The sequence below is a fragment of the Kribbella sp. NPDC055071 genome, assembly GCF_053608045.1.
The window spans coordinates 1-17,403 of sequence record NZ_JBSGUS010000040.1 but is presented as its reverse complement, the minus strand read 5'-3'; the positions used below and the strand labels follow the sequence as shown (position 1 = coordinate 17,403).

General features: G+C 67.3%; 14 protein-coding genes. 5 read left to right on the top strand and 9 right to left on the bottom strand.

The window, feature by feature from the left end; genetic code table 11:
* Window positions 1-1,100 precede the first annotated feature (1,100 nt).
* Entirely contained in the window at window positions 1,101-1,868 is a 768-nt protein-coding gene (locus tag ACWF4Z_RS36640; protein ID WP_452247826.1) for a DUF4097 family beta strand repeat-containing protein, read from the top strand.
* Window positions 1,869-1,975: 107 nt separating this feature from the next.
* Complete coding sequence (locus ACWF4Z_RS36635) at window positions 1,976-2,224, top strand: DUF6458 family protein (protein ID WP_452247825.1); 249 nt, start codon at window positions 1,976-1,978, stop codon at window positions 2,222-2,224.
* Here the strand turns inward: ACWF4Z_RS36635 and ACWF4Z_RS36630 are convergent.
* The 9 genes from ACWF4Z_RS36630 to paaN all read right to left on the bottom strand — a co-directional run bounded on the left by ACWF4Z_RS36630 (window position 2,214) and on the right by paaN (window position 13,985).
* Entirely contained in the window at window positions 2,214-3,998 is a 1,785-nt protein-coding gene (locus ACWF4Z_RS36630) for an NHL domain-containing thioredoxin family protein (RefSeq protein ID WP_452247824.1), read from the bottom strand. The genes ACWF4Z_RS36635 and ACWF4Z_RS36630 overlap by 11 nt on opposite strands.
* Window positions 3,999-4,020: 22 nt before the next feature.
* Entirely contained in the window at window positions 4,021-5,655 is a 1,635-nt protein-coding gene (locus ACWF4Z_RS36625; protein ID WP_452247823.1) for a hypothetical protein, read from the bottom strand.
* A 285-nt stretch (window positions 5,656-5,940) separates the two neighbouring features.
* On the bottom strand, window positions 5,941-6,849 hold the full coding sequence (locus tag ACWF4Z_RS36620) for a carbohydrate ABC transporter permease (protein ID WP_452247822.1): 909 nt from the start codon (window positions 6,847-6,849) through the stop codon (window positions 5,941-5,943).
* A gap of 76 nt (window positions 6,850-6,925) precedes the next feature.
* Entirely contained in the window at window positions 6,926-7,825 is a 900-nt protein-coding gene (locus ACWF4Z_RS36615; RefSeq protein ID WP_452247821.1) for a carbohydrate ABC transporter permease, read from the bottom strand.
* 58 nt (window positions 7,826-7,883) lie between these two features.
* Window positions 7,884-9,164 carry an ABC transporter substrate-binding protein gene (locus tag ACWF4Z_RS36610; RefSeq protein ID WP_452247820.1) on the bottom strand — a complete coding sequence of 427 codons (1,281 nt, stop codon included), beginning with the start codon at window positions 9,162-9,164 and terminating at the stop codon, window positions 7,884-7,886.
* Between the two features lie 207 nt (window positions 9,165-9,371).
* Entirely contained in the window at window positions 9,372-10,403 is a 1,032-nt protein-coding gene (locus ACWF4Z_RS36605) for a zinc-dependent alcohol dehydrogenase family protein (RefSeq protein WP_452247819.1), read from the bottom strand.
* A gap of 9 nt (window positions 10,404-10,412) precedes the next feature.
* The gene (locus ACWF4Z_RS36600) at window positions 10,413-10,931 is read right to left on the bottom strand and encodes a flavin reductase family protein (protein ID WP_452247818.1); all 519 of its coding nucleotides are present in this window, start codon (window positions 10,929-10,931) and stop codon (window positions 10,413-10,415) included.
* The gene (locus ACWF4Z_RS36595; protein WP_452247817.1) at window positions 10,928-12,313 is read right to left on the bottom strand and encodes a serine hydrolase; all 1,386 of its coding nucleotides are present in this window, start codon (window positions 12,311-12,313) and stop codon (window positions 10,928-10,930) included. Before ACWF4Z_RS36595 ends, ACWF4Z_RS36600 begins: the two co-directional genes overlap by 4 nt.
* Window positions 12,306-13,985 (bottom strand): phenylacetic acid degradation protein PaaN, encoded by a 1,680-nt coding sequence (gene paaN / locus ACWF4Z_RS36590; RefSeq protein ID WP_452247816.1) that lies wholly within the window; start codon window positions 13,983-13,985, stop codon window positions 12,306-12,308. The genes ACWF4Z_RS36595 and paaN overlap by 8 nt, the downstream gene beginning before the upstream one ends.
* Window positions 13,986-14,113: 128 nt before the next feature.
* Here paaN and paaI point away from each other — a divergent pair, with 128 nt between their 5' ends.
* From paaI to paaK, 3 genes are read left to right on the top strand one after another with little or no spacing between them, the layout of a single operon-like run.
* Window positions 14,114-14,539 carry a hydroxyphenylacetyl-CoA thioesterase PaaI gene (gene paaI, locus ACWF4Z_RS36585; RefSeq protein ID WP_452247815.1) on the top strand — a complete coding sequence of 142 codons (426 nt, stop codon included), beginning with the start codon at window positions 14,114-14,116 and terminating at the stop codon, window positions 14,537-14,539.
* On the top strand, window positions 14,539-15,741 hold the full coding sequence (pcaF, locus tag ACWF4Z_RS36580; protein WP_452247814.1) for a 3-oxoadipyl-CoA thiolase: 1,203 nt from the start codon (window positions 14,539-14,541) through the stop codon (window positions 15,739-15,741). The genes paaI and pcaF overlap by 1 nt, the downstream gene beginning before the upstream one ends.
* A 10-nt stretch (window positions 15,742-15,751) precedes the next feature.
* Window positions 15,752-17,053, top strand: coding sequence for a phenylacetate--CoA ligase PaaK (gene paaK / locus ACWF4Z_RS36575; RefSeq protein ID WP_452247813.1), 1,302 nt, complete (start codon window positions 15,752-15,754; stop codon window positions 17,051-17,053).
* The last annotated feature ends 350 nt before the right edge of the window (window positions 17,054-17,403 follow it).

The window sequence follows — 17,403 nt, the reverse complement described above, 5'->3', positions numbered from 1 at the left end:
ACTTGCGCGAGGCCGAGCCGGAGGTTCCCGCTCGGGGCAGATTGATCTGCCCCACGATCTGCCCTGGCGAGAACGGCGCAAGTAGAGCAACGTTTCTGCCCGTGGCAACACCGCGACCCTGGCTTGGCTTCCCCTGTCCGAGCCAGGGCCGCGTCACGTAACAGCGCGGGCTGCTGTTGTCTTGTCTTGTCGCCTTCGGCGGGGGCGCGGGTGGTGGATACGCCGCTCGTGTGGTTTTGCGCGAGGCGACTGTGGTGGCGCGGTCTCCGGGCTGCGTGATCGTTCTAGTCGCGGCGGCGTGCGTCAAGGGCGCCTTCGGCGTCGCTGCGCGATCTTCGACCCTTGACCCACACCACCGCGACCAGGGAAGGATCGCAGCTATTCCGGAGCCGCTCACCCGAGTGGTCACACGCGCGGGGGGTCTGGTCACGGGAGTGGACCGTGGTGAGGCTGACGCACGGGGTCCGTGCGGGGTGGGTGTGATCACGGGGGCGGACTGTGGTGAGGGCCGGCTGGGTCTTTGCGGAAGTAAAACTGCGGATAGCGACCAGGAAGTTCCGGAAAGGCCGGTGGGCGCTGTTCGCGGTCAGCATCGTGCTCGGGGCGACGGCGGCGGCCGTGGCAGTGGTCGGGTGCATCGAGTCGTGGCGAGTGGTTCGGGCCGGGATGTCGAGTCGTGGATATCGGCGAAACTCGCCGCCGATTCCTGACCCGGATCCACGACTCGATACCCGGGCCGACCGGGGTCTGTGATGTGGTGATGTACACAGGTTGTTTCTTGTTCACACCCACCAGAAGGTGTGTGTCAACCGCGCCCCGCCGAAGGCGGCAACAGGTCAGCCGCCGCGCAGCGGTGACCGTCTTGCCCACATCCCCCACAGGAACCGATATTTCCTTTCCGTTGTCCCTGCTTTTCTTCTTTGAGGCTCCTGAATAACCCTCTCTTTGTTTGTTTGTTCTTTATTTCCTTGGGCGGCTTCTGAGTGGCTCTCTTCCTTCCCTGGGGGTTGAGGCCCAGGTTTCTTTGGGGTTGGGGTCAGGGGTGGGTGGGGGGTTGTGCCGGATCCTGGGGTGGGGGTGGGGCGCTTACGGTCGGGGGCATGGCGGAAACCAAGCAACTTGGGGCGATTCTTCTGGTGGCGGCGGCTGGGCTGGCGTTCTGGCAGTTCGGGGACAGGGACTCCGACGAGAGTCACTCGATCGACGAGCACATCAGTTCGGTTCAGCTGGGCGGCAACAGCTCCGACGTCACGATCAAGGTGTCGGACGACGACAAGACGACGGTCCAGGAGAAGCGCCGGTACTGGCTCTGGAAGCACGGCGACGCCTACAAGGTGGACGACGGCGTGCTCAAGCTCGACGCGGACTGCGGCTGGAAGTGCAGCGCCGACTTCGTCGTGACCGTCCCGCGCGGCACGAAGGTCACGGGCGAGAACGGCAGCGGCGACCTTTCGATCTCCGGCGTCAGCGGCGTGGACGCGAAGTCGCGGTCCGGCAAGATCGAGCTCCACGACATCAACGGCGACGTGAAGCTCGACCTGACCTCGGGTGATGTCGAGGTCAGCTCGCTGACCGGCAAACTGCAGGTGAAGGCGAACTCCGGTGACATCGAGGCGTCCGGTCTGAACGGCCCGGCCGACGTCCAGACCAGCTCCGGCGACATCAAGCTCCGGTTGACCGAGGCGAACGACGTCCGCGCCAAGGGCACCAGCGGCGATATCGAGGTCACAGAGCCGTCGGGCAGCTACAAGGTGAACACCGACACCCGCAGCGGCGACGTCGACAACAGCCTCGGCAACGACTCGAACGGTTCCCACAGCATCGACGCCACCACGGTCAGCGGCGACATCGAGCTCCGCAGCAACTAGACACGTTTGTCACCGGGGTACTCATCACGTGAGCGAATGATGGATTACACAGTCGCGGCCCTGTAGCGTCGAGACTGTCAGGCGACTTCACGAGGAGGCTCCGTCAGATGAGCATCGGTGTCGGGATCTTTTTGATGGTGGTGGGCGCTGTGCTGGCGTTCGCCGTGAAGGACTCGTGGGACGCCGTCAATCTGCAGGTGGTCGGCTACATCCTGATGTTGGCAGGCCTCGCCGGTATCGCGCTGTCCTTCTACATCACGAACCGGCGGCGCCGCGTCGAGACCGACGCGATCGACCCCGCGGTCGAGGAGGAGTACCGCGTCGTCGAGGAGCACCACCGCGACATCAAGGAGTAGTCGCTCCGGACAGCACCAGCTCCAGCCGGTGTGATCCGTCCGCGGTGACACGGACGGGCACGCCCCAGTCCTGCCGATGCATGTGACACGCCGGGAACTCGACCTCACCGGCGTCATCACACGAAGCAGCCTGTACGGCGACGTGCAGCACGCCGTCCCCGACACGCTCATCGATGACGAGCCGCCTGGTCAGGTCCGTCGAGTTGCCCGCACCCTCCCGCAACAGGCTCTCCGGGGTGGACGACACCATCAGCCGGGTCGATGGCCCGTACCGGTCGTCCAGCTTCTGCCCCGGCGGCGGCGTGAACACGACCGCCAGCGTCACCTCACCACCGGCGACGTCCATCGGCGGCCGCTGCGTCCGACTGCTGAAGCTGTCGACCTTCGCCGACGCACCCAGGGGGATCCGGGTCAGCCGGTGCGCGGCCGACTCGACGACGAGCAATTCGTTGCCTACGACAACGGCTCCGCTGGGCTCGGCGAGCCCGGTGGCCATGGTCTCGATCACGTCGGCGCTCGGGTCATACCGCCGTACGGCGCCGTTGTAGGTGTCGGCGACGGCGATCGAACCATCCGGGAGCACAGTCACCCCCAGCGGATGCTGAAGCAGCGCCTCACTCGCCTTGCCGTCCCGCAGGCCGAAGTCGAACAGCCCGGTCCCGATCGCTGTGTGCGCCTCGGTGTCGATCCATCGCAGCGCGGAGACTTCCGAGTCGGCCAGCCACAGCCGGTCGCCGTCGACCGCGAGACCGCTCGTCTGCGCGAACCAGGCCTCGCCGAGCGGACCGTCCTTCAGCCCCTCGTTCGTCGTCCCGGCCGCAACCTCCGTGACCTTGGTGAACGGGTCGTACGTCCACAACTGATGGACGCCCGCCATCGCGATCCACACCTTGTCCTGCCACCACGCGACATCCCACGGTGAGCTCAGGACGTCGGTCCCGTCGCCGTCCATCCATTGCTTGCCGGTGCCAACGAGTGTGGTGACCTCGCCGGACTGCAAGGCGATCCCGCGGAGTGCATGGTTCACCGTGTCCGCGACGATGACGTCGTAGCCGAGTCGTGCCGCGGTCTCGTCCGGGAGTAGCACCAGCCCGTTCGGCTCGGAGAACCGTGCCTCCGACGCGCCGCCGTCGACGAACCCACGCTCGCCGGTACCGATCCGCCGTACGACGGTTGCCGCATCGTCCTCCAGCTCGACGATGCTGTGGTGGCCGGCGTCCGCGACCAGAAATCCGTTCTCGAGAGCAACGATCTTCGCCGGGAACTTCAACTCGGTCGGCGCTGCGGCGGGAGCGACGTACGGCGACTTCCCGCGCGTCAGCGTCCCTGCCTTCTCGTGCTCGGCGATCAACTCCGCCAGCTGCGCGTCGAGCGCATGCGCGTGGCCCTCGCCGGAGTACTGCGTGACGATGTAGCCGTTCGGATCCACCAGTACGAGCGTCGGCCACGCCCGGGCCGTGTAGTTCTGCCAGGTGATCAGCTCGGGGTCGTCCAACACCGGATGCCCGACCTCGTACCGCTCGACCGCGGCCCGAACCGCCGCCGCGTCGCCCTCGTGCGCGAACTTCGGCGAATGCACACCGACCATCACCAGCGCGTCGCCGTACTTCTCTTCCACCGGCCGCAGCTCGTCCAGCACATGCAGGCAGTTGATGCAGCCGGACGTCCAGAAGTCCAGCAACAAGAACCGTCCCCGAAAGTCCGCGAGCTTCAGCTCCCGTCCCCCGGTGTTCAACCAGCCACGACCCCTGAGCTCCGGCGCACGCACATGCATGCCCCCATTGTCCGACCTCCGATCAACGGGGAAGGATCAGGGTGTCGGTGAGGAGCTTGGCGGTTTTGCGGAGGGTGGCCGGAGAGCTGGAGAGGTCGGAGGCCAGGCTGTAGGGGGTGAGGGCCTCGCCGGGGCCGACCAGGCGGTGGCGATGGGCGAGGAGCCAGACGATCGCGCGGGGCCAGGTGGACAGGCGTGCCCTCGCGAGCAGGTCGGGGGCGTCGCGGACCAGGCGCTCGGCGATGTCGAACGCATCGGGGGCGTAGGCGTTGCCCAGGGTCTCGCCGGCCATCAGCCACGCGTGCGGAGCGAGGACCGAGAGAGTGGCGGCCTGTGACTTGTCCAGGCCCTGCAGGTCCGGCTGCGGCGGTGAGCCCAGGCCGGACAGCGCTCGGTAGGCGTCTTCCAGATCGTTGGTGGTGTCGTCGAGGAAGACCCGTTCGCCCGGCTTCGAGCCGATCGGGTCGATCATCGCCGCGGCGTCCAGCGCGGGCGTCCACACGTCGACCGCGTCCACCGCTTCGTCGATCGCGTCCAACGGCAGCTGCGTCCGCTCACCGGCGAACTCCAGCCACCCCTTCACCGCCGGCGGAACCGCCTCGAAATACGTGCTGTCGGCAAGCACCTTGCGCGGTAACCAGTACGCGAGGAAGAGCTCGACCAGTACGGCGCTGACCCGCAACGGACCGCCCACGGTGTGATCCACCGCGTGGTCGATCCACAGCCGGACGATGTCCGCGGCATCCTCCGGCAACCCCATCGCATGCCGCGACTCGAGGAACTCCTCGACCAGCTGATCGCGTTGCCGCGGCGACAGCAGCGGCCGGACCGGTGGCCGGATTGGGCGCTCCGGCAACTGTGTCAGCCGGTTCACCAAAAGTCCGGAGAAGAACTCGAAGTCCTCGCTCACCGGCGGATCGTCGTAGTCGCGCGTCTCACCGAGCGCCTGCAGGATGATCCCCGCCGCAGCCGACGGGCGCACGGTCCGGATGGTTACCCGGCCGCCGCGCTGATACGCCTCCAGCACCCGATCGACCGGTGGCCCGACGAACACGTCCTTCACGATCGCGCCGAGGTTGTTGTCGATGAACACCACCACGGTGTGCGGATGCTGCTCGTCGTCATAGTCCAGTACGACGCTCAATCCGTCGCCGGAGATGTCCTCCGACACGATCGCGCTGGTCAACCGGAACCCGGCGATCCGGGTCACCCACTCCGGCACCGTCGACTCGGTCCGCAGCCGGGACAAATGGGCCCGTTGCAACGGCAATCGCCCGGCCGGCCCGACCGTCCGGGCCAGCGACGTCAACAGCACAAAGGAATCCACATCGCGGCGCTCGCCGAGCACCCGCGCCGCGTCGGCCCAGAAGAACCGCTCCACCTCGCCGATCTCGTCCGGCCGGCCGGCCGGCCAGAGCTGATCCGCGAGCATCGCCGCCGATCGCGCCACCGAGGCCTCCGCGATGACCGGATGCAGCGCGCTGGGCGCCGCGGCCAGGTCGAGGGTCAGCGTCTCCAGCAGGGTCTCCAGCACGGCGACGCTCGGCGTGATGTCGACATCGACACCCGCGGTAGGTCCGTGGGCCGGACCGGGCGCAGACCCGACCAGCCGCAAATGGCTCGGCCGTCCGTCCCGGCCGCGTGGAGACTTGGTCACCTCCGTGAGGTTACCGCTCCCGGACACTCCCCCGCAGACCACTCCGCGCGCCCTGTGGACAATCCCCGCCGACCCCAGCACGCATCCTGTGGACAATCCCCATTTCCCTGGTCCACCCACGAGTTCGGGGGTTCCTGACCGTGAACGTCGGTGTGGAACCCCCGATTTCCTGGGTCGACCAGGCAATTGCGTGGGTCAGCCAGGCAAATGGGGGCGGGGCGACGGCGACGGCCCGTGCTCATTGGGAGCACGGGCCGCGGAACGTCGTACGGGGTGTGGCGGGGGTCAGCCCTTGAGGGCGCCGGCCATCAGGCCGCCGATGAACCAGCGGCCGAGCAGGATGTAGACGATCAGCGTCGGGAACGACGTGATCAGCGCGCCCGCCATGCTGGCCGCGTAGTCGACCTTCTGGCCGCCGGACAGCGCGGCCAGACCCAACGTGACCGGGCCGTTGTTCTGCTGGGTCAGGAACAGTGCGAACAGGAAGTCGTTCCAGACCGAGGTGAACTGCCAGATGAGCGTGACCACGAATCCGGAGATCGAGATCGGCAGGATGATCCGCAGGTACGTCTGGACCAGCCCGGCGCCGTCCACCCGGGCCGACTCGATGATCTCGTTCGGAACGATGGTGGCGTAGTAGTTCCGGAAGATCAGCGTGCAGATCGGGATGCCGTAGATGCAGTGCGCCAGGATCAGCGTCGGCACCCCGCGGGTGACGTCCAGGTTGGTGAACGTCGTCCGCAGCGGCAGCATGATCGCCTGGTACGGGATGAACATCCCGAACAGGATGAACGCGAACACGATGTTCGCCCCGGGGAACCGCCAGCGGGCCAGCACGAACCCGTTCACGGAGCCGATCAGCGACGAGATGATCGCGGCCGGGATCGCCAGCGACAGCGACCGGATCATGTACGGCTGCAGGACGTCCCAGGCCTTGCGCCACGGATCCAGGGTCCAGGTCTTCGGCAGGTTCCACTGCGAGGCAGCGGTGGTGTCACCGGAGGTCTTGAAGCTGGTGACGAGGACGACGTACACCGGGATCAGCACGAACAGCAGGAACAACAACAGCAGGATGTAGCGAACGGTCCGGCTGCGCCGGGTCGACCCGTCCGCGATCACCCCACGCTTCTGCGGCTTCCGACGGATCGCCGCAGCAGCCTGACCGGTCGCCGCGGCTGCAGTATCGGTGCTCATCCACGTCCTCGCTTCGCTCCGGGCGCGGATGAGACACGTAGCGCGCTGTGCTGAATTGTTCGCTCGCTTCGCTCGCTCATTCCTCAGTCTCCTGCCGGACGGTGTACGCGATGTACGGGATGACGAGAACAGCGACGACCGCCAACAGCACGATCGCGATCGCTGCCGCCTTGGCCATGTCACTGCGTAACAAGGTGTTCCACATGTAGACCGCGGGCACCTCGGTCCGGAACTGGTTCGGCCCGGTGATCGCGTAGATCAGGTCGAACAGCTTCAGCGACATGTGGCCGAGGATGATCAGCGCCGACAACGCGATCGGCGACAACTGAGGGAACAGCACGTGCCGGTACAGCTTGAACTCCGACGCCCCGTCGACCCGGGCCGCCTCGCGCAGCTCCGGCGGGATGCCCCGGAAGCCGGCCAGGAACAGCGCCATGATGTAGCCGGACAGCTGCCAGACCGCAGGGAGCGCGATGGACGCCATCGTGGTCCATCGGCTCCCTGCGGTCCACCACGGATTCTCCAGGAAGTTCAGATGGAGGATCTCGAACAGCCGGTTCAGCCCGCGCGCGTCGTCGCCCTGGGACGGGTTCAGCAACCAGCCCCAGACCACACCCGAGGCGATCATCGAGATCGCCATCGGGAACAGGTAGATCGACCGGAAGATCGACTCGCCGGGCACGCCCTTCTCCAGCAGCAGTGCCCAGAGCAGGCCGAAGATCAGCGTGCCCACGATGAACGCCACCGTGAGCACGCCGAGGTTCTTCAGCGAGTTGAGGAACCGGTCCTCACTGAACAGGTGCCCGTAGTTCTCGAACCCGACGTACTGCGCCGGGCCCTTGCGGGCGGTGTGCCGATTCGTCAGCGAGGTGTTGAAGGACCAGGCGATCAGCCCGTAAACGAAGTACCCGAGCAGCAGCACGGTCGGCAGCAGCACCAGGGCTCCAGGTCCCCAGGTGCGGATTCTTCCGTGCACGCTCAATCCTCCAACTGTTCAAACGATTCGCACCACAGCGCCAAATTTCTTGGCTGCATCAGCTCGTCTTCATCGCAGTGGCGAGCGCCGACTGCAGCTTCGCAACATCCGGGCTACCGCTGAACTGGCTCATCGCGGAGAGGATGTCGTTGTTCTGCCCCAGCGTGCAGGCGGCACCGTGGGCGCAGGACGGAACGATCGTCTTGCTCTTCCAGTCCGCCATCGCCGACTGCTGGTACTTCGGGTAGTCCGACGGGTTCGCGTCCGAGCGGGCCGGGATCGAGCCCTTCTTGGTGTTGAACGCCTTCTGGCCCTCGGCCGAACCGACCGTCTTCAGCCAGCACTTGGCGCCGTCGGGGTCCGCGCCGTTGGTCGGCAGCGTGAACGAGTCGGACAGGAACTGGAAGTCGCCGTCGGTGCCCGGCGCCGGCCAGTAGGTGTACGCCGAGTCCGGTACCTTGTCGGCCACCTGCTGCGCGGCGACCCAGTCACCCATCAGCGTGTAGCCGGCCTTGCCGGAGTTCACGTAGCCCAGCGCGTCCGGCCAGTCGATCGCCTCGCGGTCGGTGTTGGTGAACGTGAGCAGCGTCTTGTACTTGTTCAGCGCCGCGGTCACGTCGGCACCGGTCCAGTCGGTCTTGCCGTCGAACAGGCCCTTGAACTTGTCCGGACCGAGCTCGGCCAGCAGTACCGCCTCGACCAGCATCTCCTGGGCGAAGCCCTTCGAGACCGCCAGCGGAGCAGTCACCCCGGCCGTCTTCAGCTTGCCCAGGTCGGCGATCCATGCGTCCACGCTGGCCGGAGCCTTCGTGGCGTCGATGTTCCCCTTCTTGAGCACGGTCGGGTTGGCCCAGACCACGTTCGCCCGGTGGACGTTCGCCGGGATCGAGTAGATCTTGCCGTCGACGGTCAGGTTGTCGATCAGGTTCTGCGGGAAGGCCTTGTCCAGCCCGAAGTCCTTGTACAGACCGCTGATGTCGTCGACCTGGCCGGCGTTGATGTAGTCCTTCAACTCCGCACCGGCGTGCGCCTGGAACGTCGACGGCGGCTTGCCGGCCTGCAGGTCGTTGGCCAGCACCTGCTTCGCGTTCGAGCCCGCGCCACCGGCCACGGCCGAGTTGACGAACTTGTAGTCCTTGCAGTCGGTGCCGAAGACCGACACCAGGCCGTCCAGACCGGCCTTCTCGCCACCGTCGGCCCACCAGGTGAAGACAGTGACGTCCTTGCTGGCAGCCGAATCCCCACCGCCGCCGCTGTCACTGCTGTTCCCGCAGGCGCTGACCGCGAGAAGACCCGCCGCACTCAGCACCGCGAGGGTCTTGCTCAGACCACCACGCATGTTCAATCTCCGATCACTTAGCTGGAGCCAGCCGCCTGTGACAACGTTGCCCCCTTGACGGCCCAACTCTGGGACGCGGCGTGCGGGGTGTCAACGTTCCGCGCAGGCGCGTTGCGCAACCGTCACCGCTCCGCGCAACTCCTATGAGAGCGATCACATGTGAGCGGTTACGAGCGGTTTTGTGGGTTGCTGGACCACCACACTGCGTTACGGACGCAGCAGAACCTTGATGGCGCGCCGTTCGTGCATCGCCTTGTACCCCTCGGCCACCTCGGCCAGCGGAAGCTCCAGGTCGAAGACCTTGCCCGGGTCGATTTCTCCGCCGAGTACGTCGGCCATCAGGTCCGGCAGATAGGAACGCACCGGCGACGCTCCACCGGCCAGGCCGATGTTGCGCTGGAACATCGTCCGGATCGGCGCCTCCACGCCGTGCGGCACACCGACGAACCCGACGGTGGATCCGGCCCGGGCGACCTCGAACGCGGTCGTCATCGCCTGCCCGGTCCCGACACACTCCAGAACGGCGTCGGCGCCGACTCCATCGGTCAACTCCAGTACGGCGTCGCGCGCGGCATCACCACGTTCGGCAATGATGTCCGTAGCCCCGAACTCCTTCGCCAGCTCCTGGCGTGGCTCGTGCCGGGACATCACGACTACTCGCTCGGCCCCCATTCGCGCGGCCGCGAGTACGCCGCATAGCCCCACTGCACCATCACCGACCACAACCACGGTGTCGCCGGCCTTCACCCGGGCCGCGCGGGCCGCATGCCAGCCCGTGCCCATGACATCGGAGAGCGCCAGCAGCGAGGGGATGAGTGAGTCGTCGGGCACCTCGGGCGTGGCCACGAGCGTGCCGTCGGCGTACGGGAGTTTCACGTACTCGCCTTGGCCACCGTCGGCCCGATCGGTGCCGTAACCGACCCGGTTCTGACAGGCGGTCTGGTAGCCGGCCAGGCAGTTCGGACAGGTGCCGTCGCTCACCACGAACGGCGTGATCACGAAGTCGCCGGGCTTGACCGTCCGGACGTCCGCTCCGACCTCCTCGACCAGACCGACGAATTCGTGCCCGATCCGCCGGGGCTGCGTCACCGGCGGGTCGCCCCGATAGGGCCAGAGATCCGACCCACAGATGCACGAGGCAACGACTTTCACGACCGCGTCCGTCGGCCCCTCGATCTTCGGATCCGGGACCTCGCCCAACCGGATGTCGTACGTCCCATACAACGTGGTGGCTCGCATAGGTTCACTTTAGATCGTGACGTAGCGTCCTCGACGGTGGACCAACGGCGGCACCTCGTCGGGAGCCAGGTCGACGTGGACGATCTCGAGCTGGACCTGCAGGGCCCAACCGATCTCAGGCGGGTCGTCGCTACTCAGAGTGCAGCCGGCCCAGGTGGTGACGCCGACGGGGGCCGGACCCCATTCGGTGTCGGTCCAGTCGATCAGCCGGAACGGACCACCTGGCGCTGGTGCGACGTAGCCGAAGGCGTCCGCGAGCTGTTGGTGCGGTGCACCGAGCAACGACACCACGGCAGTCCTTGCCTCGCGCAACGTTTCCCACAGCTCCGAGTCCGGGTCGATGAGTCCGACCACGAACCCGGGCTCGCCGTCGGCGACCAGCATCGACGACACCGTGAGTCCGGCCCGCTTCCCGTCGTACGACGTCGTCCACAGTCCGACCGGTGACGGCAGTCGCCCGCGCAACCGCCGTACCGGACTCCGTTCGGACTCGGGCGGCAGGAAGGGATGATCGCTGTGGATCGTCATTCCTTGACGGTAACCCGCTCGGGTAGGGAGAACGCGTCGATGGGGTGGGCGAGTAGGCCGCTGCCGCCGCGGACGGACTCGACCGTGCCGTCGGCCGCGAAGGTGAACTGGTACTCCTCGCCGTACGAGCCGAAGCCGGATCCCTCGGCGACCCGCACGGTGTCGCCGTCCACATCGAGGAGCACGGGCTCCGCGGTGGGATCGTCGACGGCCGGACTGAGCTGGTACAACCGGCCACCGAGGACGGCGAGGTCGATCACGCCCCAGAGGTTCGCGAACCGGCCCGCGTACCGCTCCAGGCCGGCGGCGTCGCCGCGCTCGCTGGACGCGGCCAGATCGACGAGCTTGAGCAGACTCTGCGAAAGCCGACCGGCCGGGCCGTCGATCGCGTTGGTGAGCACCGACACCACGAGCCCGTGCTCGGCGTCGACCAGGGAGTTGGTGATGTGGCCCGGGTAGCCGCCGCCGTGCCCGAAGGTGTCTCGCTCGCCGACCTTCGACACATCCAGCCCGAGCCCGTAGTGCGAGTCGCTCTTCTTGCTGACCTTCCACAACGGGTGCTGCATCTCCCGCTTGGACTTGTCGGTGAGCAGCCGGTCGTCACCCGGCAGGTGCGCGGAGAAGTACGTAACCAGATCGCGCGCGTTGGCGAAGAACCCCGTCGCCGACGCCAGCGCACGGGTGTCGACATGATCGATCGGCACGCGGGCGTCGGCGTACGAGAGGGCGCTGTAACCGACCGAGTACTCGCTCAGGCGGCTCGGGTCCAGCTCCGGACCGAGTCCGGTCAGCCCGAGCTTGTCGACGATCCCGGTCTGCACGAACGTGTTGTACGGCGTACCCGACGCGGCCTCGATAACGAGACCGAGCAGGCCGTAGCCGATGTTGGAGTACTTGAACCGGTCGTTCTCCGACAACACGGCCGACGAATCCTGCCGCAGGACCGCGAGCAGTTGGTCGCGGTCCGGGAAGAGCCCGGACAGTTGCCACCAGTCGGCCGCCACGCTGTCGCGGGTGACGCCACCGGCGTGCGCGAGCAGCTCCCGGATCGTCCGCTCGCCGATCGGCGTGCCGACCAGTTCGGTGACGTGCTGGCCGGCCTTGTCGTCGAGCCGGAGCCGACCCTGCTCGGCCAGCTGGAAGATCGCCGTCGCGGTGAAGGTCTTCGAGTGCGATGCGATCCGGAACAGGTGCTGCTCGGTCAGGGGTACGTCGTTCTCGACATCGGCCAGCCCGTAGGCCGCCGAGAAGGCGATCCCGTCCCCGGCGTACACCGCGGCCTGGATCCCGGGCACGCGGTGGTAGCGCTGCTGGAACGCCAGCCAGCTGTCGAAGTAGGCAAGGACCTCGCGAAGGTTGTCAGCATCCAGGGTGTCAGGCATGACGCCTAGACTGAATCACCCGGAAGCGACTCGCAACGTAGGCACCGTCGGTGTAGGTCGCGTTCGCGGCCGGGTTGGCGCCGGTGCCGTGGAAATCGCTGAAGGCCGCCGACTGGTTGACGAACACCTGGCCGGTCAGGTTCTCCGAGAGCGCGACGCCTGCGTCGAGCGCGGCCTCGCGGGCCTCGTCGAGCACCTTCGCGTCGGTCGAGTATATGCCCGCGGTCATCGCGCCGCCGTCGATGACCGTGGTCTTGAACAACTCGATCGACTCGGCCGTGTCCGCAGTCCGGACCACGAACGAGACCGGGCCGAAGCACTCACTCCCGTACACCTCGGCGTCCTTGGCATCGATCGCGACCAGCAGCGGCGTCCGCACGGTCGCGTCCGGGAACGCCGGATGCTGGATCGCCCGCGACTCCAGCACGACCTCGCCGTACGACGGAGCGAGCTCGAGCCGGCTGATCACGGCCTGGTTCACGATGCCGCCCAGGATCTCGACCGCGCGCGCGTCGTCGCCGAGCAGCTTGCTCATCGCGCCGGCGATCCCGGCCCCGACCTCCTCGAACGACTTGTGGCCCTCGTCGGTCTCGATCCCGCCGGCCGGGACGAAGATGTTCTGGGTGGTCGTGCACATCTGGCCCGAGTACAGGCTCAGGGTGAACGCGAGGTTGTTGGTGAGCGCCTTGAACGAGTCGGTCGAGTCGATGATGACCGCGTTGACGCCGGCCTTCTCGGTGAAGACGGTCGCCTGGGTCGCGTTCTGCTCGAGCCACTCACCGAACTCGTTGCCGCCGGTGAAGTCGATCAGCTTGATCTCGGGGCGCTGGGCCAGCGGCTTGGCCAGGCCGTCGCCGGCTCGCTCGACCGCCAGGGTGACCAGATTCGGGTCGAAGCCGGACTCGGCGAGCACCTCGCGGCACACGTCCACCGTGATCGCCAGCGGCAGGACGGCGAGCGGGTGCGGCTTCACCACGACGGCGTTGCCGGTGACCAGCGAGGCGAACAGGCCGGGCCAGGAGTTCCAGGTCGGGAAGGTGTTGCAGCCGATCACCAGCGCGACGCCGCGGCCGGTGACGGTGAAGTTCTTGGTCATCCGGATCGGATCACCCTTGGCCGGCTTCTCCCAGACCGCCTCGGCCGGGTAGCGGTTCATCTCCTCGTACGCGTACGCGACGGCTTCCAGCGCGCGATCGAGCGCGTGCGCGCCACCGGCCTGGAACGCCATCACGAAGGCCTGGCCGGTGGTGTGCTGGACCGCGTTGGCCAGCTCGAAGACCCGCTTGTGCAGCCGATCGAGGATCTCCAGCGTGACACCGGTCCGGGCGTCGATACCGGCCCGGCGCCAGTCCGCGAGACCCTGCTGCGCGGCGGCGAGCAGATCGTCCAGCCCCTCCGCAACTACCCGCGGGTAGGAGATGTCCAGCGTGATTCCGAACGGCGACGCCTCGGTCACGACCGTGCCGTGTGATCCCGGGATGTCGAGGGCGTACGTCGTACCGAGGTGGGTCTCGAACGCGGCCTTGCCGTCGGCGGCCGCGGTCTCGCCGTACACGCGCGGGCTGGGCGACTCGGGGAACGCCGAGTAATAGCCGCGGCTGTGGATCGCGGTCAGTGCCTCGTCGAGCCGCTCGCGGTGGGCGGCGAGTTGGTCGGTGCCGGTCGTGGTCATCGGGTGCGCTCCAAGCCTCGGGGTTTCCTCTGTGATGTTACAGTCGATCGCACAATCGGGGGTAGGGTGTAACAAGCCCTTCACCATCGGGCACAGCACCATCGGGCATATCGCGATAGGGCAAATGTATGGGTGACGACCTGGCCGGGCGGGTCGCTGCGGCCATGTGGGCCGAGGACACCGCCAGCTCCGGCCTCGGCATGCGGTTGGTGGACGTCTCCGACGGTGCCGCCCGGGTCGAGATGCCGGTGCGCGAAAACATGGTCAACGGCCACGGGATCGCGCATGGTGGGTTCGTGTTCTGTCTCGCCGACTCCGCGTTCGCCTTCGCCTGCAACTCCCGCAACCAGGTCACCGTCGCCCAGGCCTGCGACATCGTCTTCGTCGCGCCCGCGCGCCGTGGCGATCTGCTGGTCGCCGAGGCGCGGGAGCGGACGACCTTCGGCCGCAACGCGATCTACGACGTGACGGTCCGGCGCGGCGACGACATCATCGCCGAGTTCCGCGGCCGCAGCAGACAACTGTCCGGCACCATCCTTCCTGAGGAGCAGTGATGAGTCGCGAGGCGTTCTTGGTGGACGGCGTCCGTACGCCGATCGGACGGTACGGCGGCGCGCTCTCGGCCGTCCGGCCCGACGATCTCGCGGCGCACGTCATCTCGTCGCTGCTGAACCGGCAGGCCGTCGACCCCGACCTGATCGACGACGTCGTCCTCGGCTGCGCGAACCAGGCCGGCGAGGACAACCGGAACGTGGCCCGGATGGCGGTCCTGCTCTCCGGCCTGCCGGTGACGGTTCCCGGTACGACGATCAACCGGCTGTGTGGATCCGGTCTGGACGCGGTCGCGACGGCCGCGCGGTCGATCATTGCCGGCGACAACGACATCGTCATCGCCGGTGGGGTCGAGTCGATGTCGAGGGCACCTTTTGTGATGCCTAAGGCAACGACCGCGTTCGCCCGGCAGGCGGAGATCTACGACACCACGCTCGGCTGGCGGTTCGTGAACCCGGTACTCAAGGAGCAGTACGGGATCGACTCGATGCCGGAGACCGGCGAGAACGTCGCCGCCGAGTTCGGCATCTCCCGCGAGGACCAGGACCTGTTCGCGTTGCGGAGTCAACAGCGCGCGGCCAAGGGCCAAGCGAACGGGCGACTGGCCGAAGAGATCGTGTCGGTCGAGGTGCCGGGCAAGCGCGGCACGGTGACGACCGTCGACATCGACGAGCACCCGCGCGACACCTCACTCGAGGCGCTGGCCGGGCTGAAGACGCCGTTCCGCACCCCTGGGACCGTGACGGCCGGCAACTCGTCCGGTGTGAACGACGGCGCCGCCGCACTGCTGGTGATGAGCGGCGACGCGGTCGAGCGGCACGGTTTCACCCCACTCGCGCGGATCGTCGGTACGGCGGCCGCCGGCGTACCGCCCCGGATCATGGGCATCGGCCCGGCACCCGCGACCCGCAAGCTTCTCGCCCGCACCGGTGTCGCGCTCTCCGACATCGGCGTGATCGAGCTGAACGAGGCGTTCGCCTCGCAGTCCCTCGCCGTACTGCGCGAGCTCGGGCTGCCCGACGACGCCGAGCACGTCAACCCGAACGGCGGCGCCATCGCCCTCGGCCACCCGCTGGGGATGTCCGGCGCCCGCCTCGCCCTGACCGCCGCCCTGGAGCTTCGCCACCGCGACGCCGGGTACGCACTGGCCACCATGTGTATCGGCGTCGGCCAGGGCATCGCCACCCTGCTCGCCCGTCCTTAGGAGTCTTCAGATGCTCGGTGATGCCTGCCCGGATGAGTTGCGCGACGCGGGAGAACGACTCTCCGTCGACGAGCTCCGGTCCCGCCAGTTGTCGTTGCTCCAGTCAACGGTCGCGACGGCGTACGAGAAGGTCCCGCACTACCGGGACGCCTTGGACGCGGTCGGGTTCAAACCCGGTGACCTGCAGTCGCTGAGTGATCTCAGCCGGTTGCCGTTCACGGCGAAGAAGGATCTGCGGGACAACTATCCGTTCGGGATGTTCGCCGTACCGCGGTCCGAGGTCGCGCGCGTGCACGCGTCGTCGGGTACGACGGGACGCCCGACGGTGGTCGGGTACACGCAGAAGGACCTGGACACGTGGGCGGATCTGGTCGCCCGGTCCATCCGGGCGGCTGGTGGGCGCGCGGGCGATGTGTGTCATGTTGCCTATGGCTACGGTCTGTTCACCGGGGGTCTCGGTGCGCATTACGGAGCCGAGCGGCTCGGGTGCACCGTCGTACCGGTCTCCGGTGGGATGACCGAGCGGCAGGTCGACCTGATCCGCGACTTCGGTGCGCGGATCATCATGGTGACGCCGTCGTACTTCCTCTCGATCGTCGACGAGATGGAACGACGGGGGCTGGACCCGCGGGACACGTCGCTGCGGATCGGCATCTTCGGCGCGGAGCCGTGGACCGAGCAGATGCGGGTCGAGGTCGAGGAGCGGACCGGTATCCACGCGGTCGACATCTACGGACTCTCCGAGGTGATGGGCCCGGGTGTCGCCCAGGAGTGCGTCGAGACCAAGGACGGCCTGCACATCTGGGAGGACCACTTCTACCCGGAGATCATCGACCCGGTCACCGGCGAGGTCCTGCCGGACGGGTCCGAGGGTGAACTCGTCTTCACGACTCTCACCAAGCAAGCCTTCCCGGTCCTGCGCTACCGCACCCGAGACCTCACCCGGCTCCTCCCCGGCACCGCGCGTCCGAGTCTGCGCCGGATGGAAAAGATCACCGGCCGCACCGACGACATGATGATCGTCCGCGGTGTGAACGTCTTCCCCACCCAGATCGAAGAACAGATCCTCCTGGTCGAAGGCCTCACCCCCCACTACCTCTGCGTCCTCACCCGCCCCGGCCGCCTAGACGAACTAACCGTCCAGGTAGAAGCCGCCCCCGACCTAGCCGACCGCACCGCTGCCGCCACCCATCTGGCCCACCGAATCAAAGACCGAGTAGGCGTCACCGCCACAGTGGAAGTCCTAGACCCCCACGCCCTAGAACGCTCCCTAGGCAAAGCCAAACGAATCAAAGACCTCCGAGCCAAGTAGCCCCACTCCCCATCCCCAAACGAGGGAATAACCGGCCCTTGTGACGGATGCGCGGGTAGATTGGTCACCGCTTCGCGGACGCTGGCCCGTTTGCCGCCTTCGGTGGGCGCGCGGATGGCTGTTGTGCGCTCAGGTCGCGTACGCGAGCCGGGGTGCCCGGCGATGTGGTTATCGCGGTCTGCGAACCCCGCGGGGAGCTGTGAGCCGGGTTCAAGTGATCGAGTCGTGGATCCGGGTCAGGAATCGACGACGAATTTCGCCGATATCCACGACTCGATATCGCGGCCCGAACCACTAGCCACGACTCGATGCGCCGACCACGGCCGCCGCCGTCGCCCCGAGCACGATGC

Coding starts and splice junctions, on each gene's coding strand:
- ACWF4Z_RS36640 (WP_452247826.1), top strand. CDS start 1,101: ATGGCGGAAACCAAGCAACTTGGGGCGATTCTTCTGGTGGCGGCGGCT.
- ACWF4Z_RS36635 (WP_452247825.1), top strand. CDS start 1,976: ATGAGCATCGGTGTCGGGATCTTTTTGATGGTGGTGGGCGCTGTGCTG.
- ACWF4Z_RS36630 (WP_452247824.1), bottom strand. CDS start 3,998: ATGCATGTGCGTGCGCCGGAGCTCAGGGGTCGTGGCTGGTTGAACACC.
- ACWF4Z_RS36620 (WP_452247822.1), bottom strand. CDS start 6,849: ATGAGCACCGATACTGCAGCCGCGGCGACCGGTCAGGCTGCTGCGGCG.
- ACWF4Z_RS36610 (WP_452247820.1), bottom strand. CDS start 9,164: ATGCGTGGTGGTCTGAGCAAGACCCTCGCGGTGCTGAGTGCGGCGGGT.
- ACWF4Z_RS36605 (WP_452247819.1), bottom strand. CDS start 10,403: ATGCGAGCCACCACGTTGTATGGGACGTACGACATCCGGTTGGGCGAG.
- ACWF4Z_RS36600 (WP_452247818.1), bottom strand. CDS start 10,931: ATGACGATCCACAGCGATCATCCCTTCCTGCCGCCCGAGTCCGAACGG.
- ACWF4Z_RS36595 (WP_452247817.1), bottom strand. CDS start 12,313: ATGCCTGACACCCTGGATGCTGACAACCTTCGCGAGGTCCTTGCCTAC.
- paaN (WP_452247816.1), bottom strand. CDS start 13,985: ATGACCACGACCGGCACCGACCAACTCGCCGCCCACCGCGAGCGGCTC.
- paaI (WP_452247815.1), top strand. CDS start 14,114: ATGGGTGACGACCTGGCCGGGCGGGTCGCTGCGGCCATGTGGGCCGAG.
- pcaF (WP_452247814.1), top strand. CDS start 14,539: ATGAGTCGCGAGGCGTTCTTGGTGGACGGCGTCCGTACGCCGATCGGA.
- paaK (WP_452247813.1), top strand. CDS start 15,752: ATGCTCGGTGATGCCTGCCCGGATGAGTTGCGCGACGCGGGAGAACGA.